Genomic DNA, 14,093 nt, shown 5'->3' on the forward strand with positions numbered 1-14,093 from the left:
AAGCAGGCTCACTAAAATATTAAATGGATTGCGAATTATGTATTACGATTGCCTTTTTTCATCGTAGTACGTAGTTCGCAATCCGTTTTTATTTACTGCACCACCAACACAGGTATCTTCACTTTATGCCTCACCTGGTTAGTCGTTTCTCCGTAAATCCAATCCTTAATCCCCGTATGCCCATGTCCGCCCAACACTAAAAAATCCGCCTTCTCCGCCTTCACAATCCGCACAATCTCCTCTGCCCTGTGCCTGTACCCCAGGAACCCTTCCGCATGGAGATTTTTATTCTTCATCAGCCTCACATAGGTATCCATCTGCTCCTTGTCCTTCCTCGTTTCCAGGTCATCGGACTCTCTTCCCAAATACCTCGCGGAAGCACTCTCCACAATATGAATCAACAAATACCTTGTATGCTCATTTCCATGAGCGATAGCATTGGCAATAATCGCCTCATCATCCCTGCTAAAATCAAGCGCCAGCGCAATCCTGTTATATACCGGTATCTTAATATTCTCTAAAGACACTGCAGCTGCAGGATGTATATTTGCCGTACGCTTTGCACCGTACTTAGTGGCCAGCGGATAAAACACGGTAATAAATAACAACACCACAAATCCCACACCCAGCACCGTAATAAGGATATCCACCCAGATCGAACCACCGTCTTCCATATAATGCATGGCTTCTGTAAACACCATGCGGGTATTCAGGTACACCAGCACCGCTGTGATCACCCAGCTGAGGATCTTCACCGGCACATTCACCGCAAATTTCCCCATCGTGGTTTTATCACTCACAAAATGGATCAATGGAATCACCGCGAAGCCCAACTGTAAACTCAGCAACACCTGGCTGAACACCAGTAATTCTCCCACCTTATCAGCACCCGCTATTTGTATCACCAGCAGTGCAGGTACAATGGCGAGCAATCTTGTCAGCAACCTTCTCAGCCATGGATTGATACGGAGTTTTAAATATCCCTCCATCACAATCTGGCCGGCCAGGGTGCCTGTCACTGTAGAACTTTGTCCTGCTGCAATCAAAGCCACTGCAAATAAAATGGGTGCCCATTTATTGCTTAACAGTCCTTCGAGCAACTGATGCGCATCCTGGATCTCAGCAATATTGTTCCTGCCCGATTTAAAGAACACGGCAGCTGCCAGGATCAGGATAGCAGCGTTTACAAAGAACGCCAGATTCAATGCAACGGCACTATCAATAAAATTTAATTTCAGCGCTTGCCTTATCCCCGCTTCATCCTGCCTGATCTTCCTCGTTTGCACCAATGCAGAATGGAGATACAGGTTATGCGGCATCACTGTCGCACCAATGATCCCAATGGCGATATACAGGGCTGTATTATCCGGGATCCGTGGTACAAAACCTGTCACCACTTCACTCATTACAGGCTTTGCCATAATCAGTTCGGTGAGAAAAGAGATCCCTACAATCGCCACCAGGGCTATAATAAAGGCTTCCATTTTCCGGATGCCATAGCGTTGTAGTACAAGCAGCAGAAAGGTATCGAACACAGTAATGCTCACACCCCACTGCAGGGGCAGCCCGGTTAGCAACTGGATCCCGATCGCCATCCCCAGCACTTCTGCCAGGTCAGTAGCTGCAATGGCGATTTCTGCCAGGATATATAAGATGAAGTTGACCCCCGGGGGATAGGTTTCCCTGTTGGCCTGTGCGAGGTCGCGCCCGCGTACAATTCCTAGTCTTGCGCTGAGTGATTGGAGTAGCAATGCCATGAGGTTACTCATGAGCAATACCCAAAGCAGGGTATACCCGTATTGACTGCCGCCGGCAAGGTCGGTGGCCCAGTTCCCCGGGTCCATATAACCTACGCTCACAAGGTAGGCAGGTCCAAAGAAGGCAAGCATTTTTTTCCAGCGGCTCGGGCTGGCTATGGTAGTGTCTACACTCTGATGTACTTCGCCAAGGGACGTGTGCTGATGGTTCATAAAATTAGCTTAAATCGGCTTTACCATAATACTTTTTGCCACCTGTTCACTGATGGTAAAGGCTGGCTGGTTCTTTATCTTAATCTCAATTGAGTTGTCAAATTCATATCGCTCAATGACATCCAGTTGGGTGCCTAAGCGTACCCCTTTCGTATTCAGGAATTCGAGCAGGGCAGTAGATTTGTCCGAGACAGCCATGACTTCGAGTCTGTTGGCTTTCGACTTGTGCAGGCTGGTCTGTACCCTGGGTTTACCCATTTTGCCCTGTGCATCGGGAATGGGGTCTCCATGAGGATCTATCTGCGGGTTGCCCAGGAATTCGCTGAGCCGGTTGGTGAGTTTTTCGCTGCGTACATGCTCCAGTTCTTCGGCCAGTTCATGCACTTCTTCCCAGCTGAAACTGAGTTTTTCTACCAGGAAACATTCCCAGAGCCGGTGCCGGCGTATAATTTGCAGGGCGGCTTTTTTCCCTTCGCTGGTGAGGTTGATGCCCTGGTATTTCTCGTAAGCAATGAGTTTCTTTTCTTTTAGCTTCTTTGCCATGTCGGTCACCGATGCCGGCTTGGTATCCAGCTCATAGGCCAACGCATTGGTGCTCACAGCTTCCTGTCCTTCTTCTAATTTATAAATTGATTTGATGTAGTTCTCCTCTGCGATCGACAAATTCATGTTACTAAAAATAAAATTTAGGTAAATCTAAATAATTTATTAGAATAATGCAAGTGGTGCTTTGCCTGCAGCCCTTTCAATTGCGATATATTACATATATAAGTCCTAAAATTCCCTAAATAGTCGATAAAAAATCCCAAATTTGCCCTTCACTTTTGTTCATATCAATATTTTCTTTAACTTTTCGGACATAATAAACAAGCAAATACGCATGAATAAGCTGTTGATAGCAGCATTAGCACTTGGTCTTTTCGCCTCCTGCAAATCCGGGGGTAAAAAATCAGGCTCTGATGCCATCACTTTTAAAGAATTCCGTCAGTCATTTGCTGACAGCAAATTACCTTACAAACTGACCCCTGATGCCCTCAGCAATGCATCAGGTGATTCCTCCGCTATCGACACCGCCCTTATCAACCGGTTCCTGGTCGATACCCTGGCGAAAGCAGACTTCCCTTCCGGCAAGGTGAGCTATTATCCATTAGCCTCCCTCACGGGCGATAAGATCAACTACCTGGTCATAAAAGCAGCCGACAAAAATAATACCGCTGCTTACCTCTGCGTATTTGATAAAAAAGATCATTACCTGGACCGCATTCAGGTAGCCAAAATAGGTGCCAAAGGAAATAAAAAGGAATACTTCTCCCTCGACAGCAAAGAAATGCTGAAGATCACTACCGAGACAGAAGTAACACCGGGGCATACCGCTACTACCGAAAACTTCTACTCTGTAGAACCAAATGGTAAAACCTCCCTGGTGATGACCAACTCTACCGGCGAAACAATTCCTGGGCAGATCTTCAATCCGATAGATACACTCCCTAAGAAAAATAAATTCTCCGCCGATTATACATCCGGCGAATCCAGCATCGTGTCCATCCGCGATGGAAAGGATCCAAAGTCTTTCCTGTTCTTTATTTCCTTCACCAAAGAATCTGGTTGTAAAGGAGAAATTTCAGGTACAGGACGTTTCACCAGTGCAAACAAAGGTGAATTCAACGACAAGGATACAGAATGCGGTATCGCATTCCAGTTCTCTTCAGGTAAACTGACAATGAAAGAAATGGGTGGTTGTGGTGCTTACAGAGGTGTACGTTGTTTATTCGAAGGAGGATTTACAAAAAAGAAATAGTTTTTGGAATAAAATAGATTGGAATAATAAGGGTTGGAATTTATTTCCGACCCTTTTTTATTGTTTAAAAAGGCTTGATCATCAGGGCCTGAATTTGCACCTGTGTCAGGGATTGCCACTGCGGCCAGACTAACAGTGTGAATACATATATTTACGATCAATAGCATATTTACTGAACGGGGCATATAACATCAGCAGTTATCACCTTAGAGATTATTGTTTTCCTAAAGCCGCAATACTTACCTACTCTAATTAACTATGATTTGATTCACAGGTTCGTGAGCAGATTTCCGGTGGGGATATTCAACCTCGTATTATTCGAAGACTAATCCTGGAGCTTTGCCCAAAGGATACTTTATGGCTAATACCCATCTCCCTATGGGCGGAATGAATTTAGCAACTGATCCCCCAGCCCAGGTAAGCGCGCGTACTATGAATTCGAATCAGCTGTTTAACCCTTTTGTTTATTCCAATTCTAAAAAAATGAAATACGCTTTTGTTGCAATGTTATCCCTGATATCATTTCGCCTGGCATCTATGCATCCACCGGTAACTTACTCTTCAGCATCTATTCTGCCAGAAACTGCCAGGATCAGTGATCCGGCGGCAGCTCCATATTTAGTTATAAGTACGCATAATAGTGTAGCAATTGATTCGGCAGGCTTCAAACCCGGGAATGGGAGAGGGATTGTTGGAAAGAGATTAAAAGACGCAAAAAAGGCATTGCGGGATTTTAAATTTATATTTTCGAATGATAATTTTTCTGAATTTAGAAAATTGTTAACACTGAATAAAAAGGCTTTTAAGTTAATAGATAGTACGGCTTTGGCAGAAGCCATAAAGGGGAAAAAATTGAGTGAGGATGAACGAATCTTATTAGAGATAGCAGTAGGCACAATAAATTCAAATTATGAGCATAAGGTAGAATATGTCAAAGGAAATAAGGGCGTCTCAAGGGAAGCGCAAATACTATTTAGAAAAAGCTTAAATGTAGGAGGAATGGATTTGGAAAATACGATACAGACTTATCCCTGTCATTGTATTCCGGGAGATGCATTTGGCAGAACCCTAAGAGGCGCTGGCGTTACCATCCAAACAACCACCGGCACCTATTCTGTTATAGTAGATAGTAATGAACCTGCCTTGAATGTACTTGACTATTACTATGCAGAGGGCGATTCTATGGTGTATAATCCTATACCGGGTACTATTACCATCACAGGGCACGAATTATTGGGGCATGGCAGATCTTTGGATTTTAACTATCCTAATCAGCATGAAGCCGGGGTGTTGACGGAGAATTTAATTTTGAGAGTGCTGGTAATGAAGCTTGACAACAAAATTATCCATGTTCAAAGGACAGGCTGGCAGCACGGCGATTCCTCCCGCGGCGGAAGGTGTGTAATTGATAGTTTCGATACTAAAAAGCCCGGGTTTATTAAGTAATTTTGGGTGTCATATTAATTCATCTTATCCTGCCATAAATTCCATAATTGTCTCCCAGCAAAACCTTTTCCTGCATAAAGGAGCGATAATTTACATCCTGCTCCAATATATTATTAACCCTTATTTCTATTGCAAGCAGATGGGTGAATTGCTGTTTTAACTTAACAACTGTTTCATGGTACCTGCCTAGTTGTTCTCCCAATGCCACGAGGGTGGCAGTATCATTAATACTCCCTTTTAAAGATTTTCCGAGTAGCTGCTTTCTTTGCTGAAGAAAGTGTTGCATAGCATCTGCTTTGTCAAAATCATTCGCAAGAATACTCAGATCCTTCCTCAGATCCTGGGTATGTACGACCGAATTTTGCAAGGTCTTCCCATTTATATAATCAAGCCTGATGCACAATGAATCAATATATGCAGGTGTCTTGTTGTTTTGGATTTTTACAAATTTCTCCTGAAAAGTTCTCTCTAATTCTTCTAGTTTTTCTGATGGTATTTTTTTTAATATCCGCATTTTATGAGGCCCTCTTTTTTGCACTTCTTCTTTAATACTCAGTTCCGTTTTTTTCCATTCTTCTACCAGGGATAAGGTCTGTTGATTAAGTGCTTTATTTACATCCGTTATTTTTCTACTTAAAGGAGTAGTATAATCGTTAATATTTCCCAGGCTGTCTGCAAGTTTTGGGATCGGGACAATCCGAACCTGGATACCCTTATTTGCACCGTATTGGCCATAACTAATGATGAAGAGAAATGTCAGGAATACGGAACAAATAAAGCCTTTCATATTTTGGAATTAACGCGGTGAGAAGTAATTAGTTGGGGTTGTGCTTTTGATCCTTTGATCTGCTTTGCATGCAAGGAAATATTTTTCCCTTAAAAGATGGTTAATGCGTAGTTAAATGTTCCCAATAATTTTAATCTTGTAATAACAGCTTCGTCATGCCGTATTTTGAATGTTTAGCCAACAGGTTTTGAACCTTTACACCCCTCACCCCCTTATAATCCCCAAAAACTCCTCTCTCCCTATAAACCTCGCTCCCAAACTCGCCAAATGCTCTGTATACACCTGGCAATCAATTACCCTCAATCCCAACACCACCGCCTTCTGCACAAACGTCACAAACGCCGCCTTCGATGCATTACTCACCCTCGCAAACATCGACTCTCCAAAAAAACAATCCCCCAGCATCACCCCATAAAATCCCCCCACCAACTCACCGTCCTGCCAGCACTCCACCGAATGCGCATACCCCGCCTTATGCAACGCTATATACGCCTCCTCTACCTCCGATGTTATCCACGTCCCATCCTGCCCCTTCCTTGGCGACTCCTTACACCCCGCTATCACGCCCGCAAAATCTTCATCAAAGGTTATCTGAAAAATCCCCTTCTTCAGTACCTGCTTCATGCTGGCACTCAACTTTAACTCTTCAGGAAATAATACAAAACGAGGATCCGGACTCCACCATAAAATAGGCGGCTCATTATACCACGGGAAAATCCCTTCCTGGTATGCCAGCAATAATCGTTCAATAGAAAGATCGCCCCCGTACGCAAGGAGACCATCTTCATCTGCTAAATTGACGGGAGGAAAAACTAACTCTTCTGTGAGGTAAAAGACAGGCATTAACTTTCTACAGCTTCTTCTAAAGTGGCACTAATCCCTCTGTCCAGCAATGCTTCACACATCGGACGCAGGTCCGTAAATTCACCCTGCTTCACAGCATACTTGCCATTGTGATGTATAATCAACGCACATTGCTCAGCCTGTTCCTGCGAATGACCGCATACTTCCATCAGGGACTGGATCACCCAGTCAAACGTATTTACTTCATCGTTCCACACGATGAGGCTGTATGGAAATTGTTCATCCTCTGCTACCAACACATCTTCCCACTCTTTGGTGTGTGTGCCTGTTTGCTGACGCTGGCTCATATCCGGAATTATATAATTTGCACAAAAATACAGCTTAGAATCGTGATTTTAAATTAAACTCCACCCCATTTTATCCGGGATAACAATCTCACTGATTATCATTATTATTGTGAACATCGAAAACAGGAACTATGATAGGAATGAATGGCACTAAATTATTGATTGATATCAGTTTACCTCTCAAAGATCCGGTACCTATTTTTGCCCTGGTACTGTTCATCATCCTATTGGCACCCATCATCCTGCGCAAATTCAGGATTCCCAGCATCATAGGATTGATCATTGCAGGCATGCTCATTGGTGATCATGGATTTAAAATAATTGAGAAGGGAAGTATAGACCTGTTCGGCAAGGCCGGACTCCTCTACATTATGTTCCTGGCAGGCCTGGAACTGGACATGACCGAATTCCGTAAAAACCAGCACCGCAGCCTTATTTTTGGAGCATTTACATTTTTTATACCCCTCATTTTAGGATACATCGTTTGTACTTACCTGCTGCACTTCAATTTTATGGCTACCCTGCTGGTTTCCAGTATGTTCGCTACGCATACACTCGTAGCCTACCCGCTGGCCAGCAGACTGGGTATTACCAGGAATGAAGCTGTAACCGTGGCAGTAGGTGGTACCATCATTACGGATACCGCCGTACTGGTGATCCTGGCCATCATTACCGGGGCCGCTGCGGGCAACCTAAACCTGCATTTTTGGGTCAGACTCAGTGTGAGCCTGATCGTATTTGCAGCCATCGTGCTCTGGATCTTCCCCATGATCGGCCGCTGGTTCTTTAAGAAAATCAAAGATGATAAGACATCACATTTCATCTTCGTACTGGGCATGGTATTCCTTGCTGCTTTCCTGGCCGAACTGGCAGGCGTTGAAGGAATTATCGGTGCCTTCCTCGCCGGACTCGCCCTGAACCAGCTCATCCCGCATACCTCCCCGCTCATGAACAGGATCGAATTTACAGGCAATGCATTGTTCATTCCGTTTTTCCTGATCAGTGTAGGCATGCTGGTGGACCTGAGAGTACTGCTTAAAGGCCCCGAAGCACTGCTCATAGCAGGTGTGCTCACCGTGATGGCCCTGGTCAGTAAATACCTGGCAGCCACCTTTACCCAGCTCGTGTTTAAGTATACCCTGCCGCAGCGGCATGTGATCTTTGGCCTGAGTAGCGCCCATGCCGCAGCGACCATTGCCGTGATCCTCATCGGATTCAATATGGGCATCATCAACGAAAATGTGCTGAACGGTACCGTGATCCTCATCCTGATTACCTGTTTGGTAGGTAGTTTCGTGACGGAAAGTGCCGGTCGCAAACTCGCCATCATTGAATCCGACAAGCAACCGGAAGCAGAAGTGGTGACCGAACGTATGCTCATTCCTATCGCCAATCCAAGCAAGATGGAAGCGATGCTGGATTTTGCTGTCATGATCAAAGATCCGAATGCCAAGACACCGGTATACCCGCTGGCCGTGGTGCAGGACGATGAAGAGGCGAAGGAACGCATGACCCAAACCAACAGGATGATGGAAGCCGTAGTGGCCCATGCCGCAGCGACCGAAAGCAAGGTACAGGTGGTGACACGTATTGACCTGAACGTATCTGATGGTATTGCCCGCGCTTCGAAAGAACTGGGTATTACCGATGTGATCATAGGCTGGACTGATAAGACCAGCGCCACGGAAAGACTTTTTGGCTCCATCTTCGGTTCCACGCTCGACAATGTATTGCAAAGCGTATGGGAGAACCTGTATGTATGTGATTTCTCATTCCCGCTCAATACCACACGCCGCATCCTGCTGGTATTGCCACGCAATGCCGAGTATGAATTAGGATTTGCACATTATATGGAAAAACTGTTTCTGCTCAGCAAACAGGTAGGGGGTAAGCTGATGATTTACTGTGAAGGTGCCACACAGAAATTTACAGAAGACCTGGTGCGTAACCTGAAACAGACCGTGGATATTGGTTTCAAACTCTGGCATGACCTGGTAGACCTGCCGGCATTGTCCTATGAGACCACCCGGAATGATCTGCTGGTAGTAGTAGCGGCACGCAAAGGCACACTGTCCTATCGTCCTTCACTCGAAGGACTGGCATCCAGAATTTCAAAGCATTTTACCAATAACAACCTGATCCTGATCTATCCTGAGCAGACAGAAATCGAATATATCGAGGCAGGTATCCAGCCGGAAGATTTGACCTTACGTCCTATCCAGGAGCAACTAGCCAATCTCTCGAAACTGGGTAAAGCCATGAAGAAGATTTTCAGGAAGAAGTGAGTTTTCCTGGGTGAATAGATCTTTAGCCCCGTCTCTTTGTGGAGGCGGGGTATTTTTTTTAGGCGGTGGTAGCTCCGCTTCCTGAACGATAGGCAGACTAAACGCATGCTTTACCGCCATATTAAACGCATTTTGCCCGGGACCCGCCTGGGCTGCAAAAGCGGCTTTAACCTCCGGGTCTTTTATCATCTCTTTTGCCAGTGCTACGGCGATTTTCATTTTCAGACGAGCTAATAATTGCGCGAAACTGGGAGGGAAGGTGGAAGGTCCTCTTTTTTTTGCCATGATGATTTGTCCGTTCCGGACGTAGATAGTGATCATGTCGCCCAGGCTGCCTTCGACCAGCTGGAGAAGGATGTTGTCTTTTACGATTGCCATCAGCTTGTTTTTGCAGACAATATTATGGGATAAGAGCAGGCAGTTTGAAAATAATCGTTGACGAAGCGATAAATGTTTTTGGCGAAGCAATAAGTGGGGGTTGAATGGTATAAAGTACTATCCTTTTTACAAGCCAGCCTCAATGCTTCTTTGTCATTTTACCATTACCATAAGGTCACTATAAGGGCACCTGTATATCCCATCGATATTGAGGTGCCCTTATAGTGACCTTATAGTGCCCTTTTAGAGTTATATTTATATAGAATCTTAATTATCGACCTATGGGATACTATTTACACATTATCAGGAAAAAAAGCTATGCCGAATGGGAGGAAACCAGCAATATCTCCCTGGAAGAATGGAGGGCTTATATCGACCTGGATGAGGAGCTGGAACTGAAAGATGCCTATGAAATTACTTTGCCGGATGGGAAGACGGTAAGAAATGATAGCCCGGGATATTGCCACTGGCTCACCCATTTTTACCAGGATACGGAGCACCCCATCTGGTTTGATTATGGACAGGGAAGCATTGGGTCGAAATACCCGGATGAGGAGACGATTGCCAAGATGATCCGGATAGCCAATATTTTACAGGCAAAAGTACAGGGGGATGACGGCGAGTTTTATGATGAAACCTGGCTGGAAACCGGGAAAGCCGTATACCTGGATGATGAAGATCCCGATGCGCCGGGGAATCATGATGGCAAAAATGAAAAGGACCCAATCCCCGCAGCGATTAAAAAACCATGGTGGAAACTCTGGTAGACGAACCCTCACCTGTAAAAAAGCCACAATAAAAGAAAGCCTGACCTGATTTGTCAGTCATTACCCCCAGCCCCCTGTCACCTTGTCCCCAATTTCCCAAGGGTAAGATATTTGATCTCCTCCTGGCATGGACACATATTCTCAGGTAATTATCGACGCCGTGGAAAAAGTAAGTCCGGCGGTGGTAAAAATCGAAAGACTGGAGCGCAGTCCCCGCGGTGATGTCGTGGGTGGCTCAGGTTCCGGTTTTATCTTTTCTTCAGATGGGTATCTGTTTACGAATAGTCATGTCGTAAAAGGTGCCACCCGTCTGAAAGTAATGTTGCAGGACGGGAGGACTTACCCCGCTTATCTTGCAGGACAGGATGCTGCAACTGATCTGGCAGTGTTAAAAATAGAGGCAGGAGAATTAACCACAGTACCATTCGGAGATTCCGATGAATTGCGGATCGGGCAACTCGTTATTGCAATTGGGAATCCCCTGGGTTTTCAGCATACGGTGACAGCTGGTGTGATCAGTGCATTAGGGCGCTCTTTAAGAGGGGCTGATGGACTGATGATGGATAGCATGATTCAAACAGATGCTGCGCTCAATCCGGGTAATTCAGGAGGCCCCCTGATCAATGGCGATGGCGCGGTCATAGGAGTCAATACAGCCATTATTAACGGTGCACAGGGATTATGCTTCGCTATTAGTATAAACACGGCCAAATCGATCGCAAATCAACTCATTCGTTTTGGGAAAGTGAAGCGGGCTTATATCGGTGTAGCCATGCAGCAGGTGGACCTGGTGCCGAGGTTGAGAGCAATGCATGAAGTGAAGAACAGGCAGGCCTTGTTTGTGACGCAGGTGGAGCGAAGTAGTCCTGCGGCGAAGGCAGGTGTGATGGATGGAGATCTCATTGTAGGATTTGCAGACAGGATGGTGGAGACGGCGGATCAGTTTTTTAAAATGATGACGGAAGAGAAGATTGGACAGTGGCAGTTTTTGAAAGTGATAAGGGGGAGTGAGATGAAGGAGCTGAGGGTGACACCGGTGGAGAAGGGAGATTAAAAACACCTGTCCCAAAAACAAAAAAGCCTTAGCAATTTGCTAAGGCTTTTTGTGGGAGTTGACGGATTCGAACCATCGACCCTCTGCTTGTAAGGCAGATGCTCTGAACCAGCTGAGCTAAACTCCCAATTAATGGTAATGTGAAAGAACTTTTGAAGAGGTGGGAGTTGACGGATTCGAACCATCGACCCTCTGCTTGTAAGGCAGATGCTCTGAACCAGCTGAGCTAAACTCCCTTTTGTTTTTGTGTCTCTCTCGTCTGAGAGGATTGCAAAGGTAGAAAATTGTTTTATTTCGCCAAATTTTTTTTAAAAAATTGCTGAAATTTTTCTTCGCAATCCTCTGAAAGCCGCTACTTACCTCAGTTTCCAGTCAACAATATTATTTGCCCATTCCTCTCTTACAGGTGTTGTTACCTTGATATAATTGTCCGTATATCCTTCCATCATACCATCCTTATGATATTTTTCGAACAACACTTTTCTCGTTTCACCTTCATGCTGCGTTGCAAAATAGCCTGCCTTCTTATGACTCAGGTTACGCAGGATCTTATTCCGCTCATTACGCACCTGTACAGGCACTACAGGCTGGATTTCCAGCGCTGCCGTATTCGCTCTCTCCGAGTAGGTAAATACATGGAAATAAGACACATCCAGTGCATGTAAAAAGTCATGCGTCTCCTGGAAATGTGCATCCGTTTCGCCCGGAAAACCCACTATCACGTCAACCCCTATACTACAATGCGGCATGAACTGTTTGATCAGTGCCACCTTCTCTGCATACAGCTCCCTCCGATACCGGCGGCGCATCATACCCAGTATATCATTACTGCCACTCTGTAATGGAATATGGAAGTGCGGCATGAATCGCTGACTGTTTGCCACGAATTCGATAATCTCATTGCTCAGCAGGTTCGGTTCTATGGAAGAGATCCGGTAACGGTCTATACCTTCTACTTTATCCAGCTCAGTGATCAGCTCAAAAAATGTCTCCTCTCTTTTCTTACCGCCCTGCAGGCCTTTGCCAAAGTCACCCAGGTTAATACCGGTCAGCACAATTTCACGTACATCGCTCTCAGCGATTTCCCTTACCTGCTCCAGCACATTGGTAATTGAATCACTGCGACTCTTCCCCCTCGCCATCGGGATGGTACAGAATGAACAGGTATAATCACAACCATCCTGCACCTTCAGGAAGGTACGGGTACGGTCGTTCATGGAATAAGAAGCATGGAAAGTATTCACCTGCTCAATGTCGCAGCTGCAGATCGTTGCGCTGTCGCCCTTGGTCAGGTTCTTCAGGTGCTCTACCAGGTTGAATTTTTCAGCAGCCCCCAGTACGAGGTCTACCCCTTCGATCTCAGCAATTTCTTTTGGTTTAAGCTGCGCATAGCAACCGGTGATCACCACGCGGCTTTCTGGTGCCCTGCGCTGAATGCGGCGTACCAGGTAACGGCACTCTTTATCGGCATTTTCTGTTACAGAGCAGGTATTGATCACATACACATCTGCCTGGCCCTCAAAATCTGTCTGCACAAAGCCATCCTGCTCCAGCAACCTGCTCAGGGAAGAGGTCTCGGAGAAGTTCAGCTTACAGCCGAGTGTATGGAAAGCTACTGTTTTAGCTGTTGTCATCGTTTTATTAACTTATTGGTCACTCATCTTTAATTTTAAAAGCCATTCGCAGACATCAGCATTCAACGGGGGCATTTAATTAAATAAAATCCAAAATGAGTTTATAAAGGGTAGGAACCGGAACGGCCTGCTACCGAACCCGCAAAGGTAATTCCTTTTTATGAGACTTGGAGAAGGACGCTATCCAGGTAAATTTTCGAAAGAAAAGGGGATGATTCCAGGACGGATAAGTGGTAATTTTTAGGGATATATTGCTAAAAATGTATAGCTTGCCTTTCAAAGATGCAATCTTTAAGCAACTGTGAGACACTATGAGATCAAAAGGTAAGTATATTCCAATGTTGTTGCTGGCGCTGCTACTACTCTTAGCCTGGCAGCAGCAATGGTGGAGAGGTCCGTTACACCGCACACCGGTAAACAGGCCAGGAACCGTGGAGCGAACATTACCGAACCCGGTCAATGACCCATCCAATCTTGACAGGCATGCACGCCTTACCTACACGAAACATGCCCGCTGCCGCATGGATTGCCGCCAGATCACCGAACAGGAAGTGGCGGAAATTCTCGAAAGGGGACAAATCAATACTGAAAAGTCAAATCCACGGGATCTGCCTTGTCCTACCTATGCACTGGAAGGATACTCGGACGATGGCCAACACCTCCGAATCGTGTTTGCTCCCTGCAATGGAGAAACCAAAGTCGTGACCTGTATCGACCTGGATAAGGAATGGCAGTGTGATTGCCGCTGATTATCACCCGCTTATATTTGTGACGGCGCTAAGTTTCTTACCTGCCGCAGGCATTATCATAAAATAAAAATTCT

At 45.5% G+C, this 14,093-nt stretch carries 13 protein-coding genes and 2 tRNA genes; 6 read left to right on the forward strand and 9 right to left on the reverse strand.

All coding sequences use genetic code 11. The annotated features are described in order from the left end of the window. Positions 1-92: 92 nt before the first annotated feature. Both DXN04_RS24715 and DXN04_RS24720 read right to left on the reverse strand, forming a co-directional pair. On the reverse strand, positions 93-1,970 hold the full coding sequence (locus DXN04_RS24715; RefSeq protein WP_116856088.1) for an Nramp family divalent metal transporter: 1,878 nt from the start codon (positions 1,968-1,970) through the stop codon (positions 93-95). A gap of 9 nt (positions 1,971-1,979) precedes the next feature. Continuing rightward, the gene (locus tag DXN04_RS24720; RefSeq protein ID WP_116856089.1) at positions 1,980-2,639 is read right to left on the reverse strand and encodes a metal-dependent transcriptional regulator; all 660 of its coding nucleotides are present in this window, start codon (positions 2,637-2,639) and stop codon (positions 1,980-1,982) included. 211 nt (positions 2,640-2,850) lie between these two features. On the opposite strand from DXN04_RS24720, the gene DXN04_RS24725 reads away from it, so the two are divergent. Both DXN04_RS24725 and DXN04_RS24730 read left to right on the forward strand, forming a co-directional pair. Next, a complete protein-coding gene (locus DXN04_RS24725) occupies positions 2,851-3,768 on the forward strand; it encodes a hypothetical protein (protein ID WP_116856090.1) in 918 nt (305 codons plus the stop codon). 357 nt (positions 3,769-4,125) lie between these two features. Continuing rightward, complete coding sequence (locus DXN04_RS24730) at positions 4,126-5,214, forward strand: hypothetical protein (protein WP_116856091.1); 1,089 nt, start codon at positions 4,126-4,128, stop codon at positions 5,212-5,214. Between the two features lie 19 nt (positions 5,215-5,233). Here the strand turns inward: DXN04_RS24730 and DXN04_RS24735 are convergent, their stop codons facing one another. The 3 genes from DXN04_RS24735 to DXN04_RS24745 form a co-directional block, all read right to left on the reverse strand. After that, the gene (locus tag DXN04_RS24735; protein WP_116856092.1) at positions 5,234-6,001 is read right to left on the reverse strand and encodes a hypothetical protein; all 768 of its coding nucleotides are present in this window, start codon (positions 5,999-6,001) and stop codon (positions 5,234-5,236) included. 204 nt (positions 6,002-6,205) lie between these two features. After that, entirely contained in the window at positions 6,206-6,844 is a 639-nt protein-coding gene (gene aat, locus DXN04_RS24740; RefSeq protein WP_116856093.1) for a leucyl/phenylalanyl-tRNA--protein transferase, read from the reverse strand. Beyond that, positions 6,844-7,152, reverse strand: coding sequence for an ATP-dependent Clp protease adaptor ClpS (locus DXN04_RS24745; protein WP_072361060.1), 309 nt, complete (start codon positions 7,150-7,152; stop codon positions 6,844-6,846). Before DXN04_RS24745 ends, aat begins: the two co-directional genes overlap by 1 nt. Before the next feature lie 131 nt (positions 7,153-7,283). Here DXN04_RS24745 and DXN04_RS24750 point away from each other — a divergent pair, with 131 nt between their 5' ends. After that, positions 7,284-9,437: a cation:proton antiporter gene (locus DXN04_RS24750; RefSeq protein ID WP_116856094.1), complete on the forward strand. Its 2,154-nt coding sequence runs from the start codon at positions 7,284-7,286 to the stop codon at positions 9,435-9,437. Here DXN04_RS24750 and DXN04_RS24755 read toward each other — a convergent pair. Continuing rightward, positions 9,381-9,815 (reverse strand): hypothetical protein, encoded by a 435-nt coding sequence (locus DXN04_RS24755; RefSeq protein WP_116856095.1) that lies wholly within the window; start codon positions 9,813-9,815, stop codon positions 9,381-9,383. The genes DXN04_RS24750 and DXN04_RS24755 overlap by 57 nt on opposite strands. A 281-nt stretch (positions 9,816-10,096) precedes the next feature. On the opposite strand from DXN04_RS24755, the gene DXN04_RS24760 reads away from it, so the two are divergent. Both DXN04_RS24760 and DXN04_RS24765 read left to right on the forward strand, forming a co-directional pair. Further along, on the forward strand, positions 10,097-10,582 hold the full coding sequence (locus DXN04_RS24760) for a hypothetical protein (protein ID WP_116856096.1): 486 nt from the start codon (positions 10,097-10,099) through the stop codon (positions 10,580-10,582). Between the two features lie 127 nt (positions 10,583-10,709). Continuing rightward, a complete protein-coding gene (locus DXN04_RS24765; RefSeq protein WP_116856097.1) occupies positions 10,710-11,636 on the forward strand; it encodes a S1C family serine protease in 927 nt (308 codons plus the stop codon). 52 nt (positions 11,637-11,688) lie between these two features. On the opposite strand, the gene DXN04_RS24770 is transcribed toward DXN04_RS24765, so the two are convergent. The 3 genes from DXN04_RS24770 to mtaB form a co-directional block, all read right to left on the reverse strand. Next, positions 11,689-11,763, reverse strand: a tRNA-Val gene (locus tag DXN04_RS24770). Positions 11,764-11,797: 34 nt separating this feature from the next. Then, positions 11,798-11,872 (reverse strand) — tRNA-Val (locus tag DXN04_RS24775). A gap of 120 nt (positions 11,873-11,992) precedes the next feature. Next, on the reverse strand, positions 11,993-13,270 hold the full coding sequence (gene mtaB / locus DXN04_RS24780; protein ID WP_116856098.1) for a tRNA (N(6)-L-threonylcarbamoyladenosine(37)-C(2))-methylthiotransferase MtaB: 1,278 nt from the start codon (positions 13,268-13,270) through the stop codon (positions 11,993-11,995). Positions 13,271-13,581: 311 nt separating this feature from the next. On the opposite strand from mtaB, the gene DXN04_RS24785 reads away from it, so the two are divergent. Beyond that, the gene (locus DXN04_RS24785) at positions 13,582-14,019 is read left to right on the forward strand and encodes a DUF4258 domain-containing protein (protein WP_116856099.1); all 438 of its coding nucleotides are present in this window, start codon (positions 13,582-13,584) and stop codon (positions 14,017-14,019) included. Positions 14,020-14,093: the final 74 nt, after the last annotated feature.

This window comes from Chitinophaga silvisoli (genome assembly GCF_003412465.1).
Taxonomy (GTDB): Bacteria; Bacteroidota; Bacteroidia; order Chitinophagales; family Chitinophagaceae; genus Chitinophaga; species Chitinophaga silvisoli.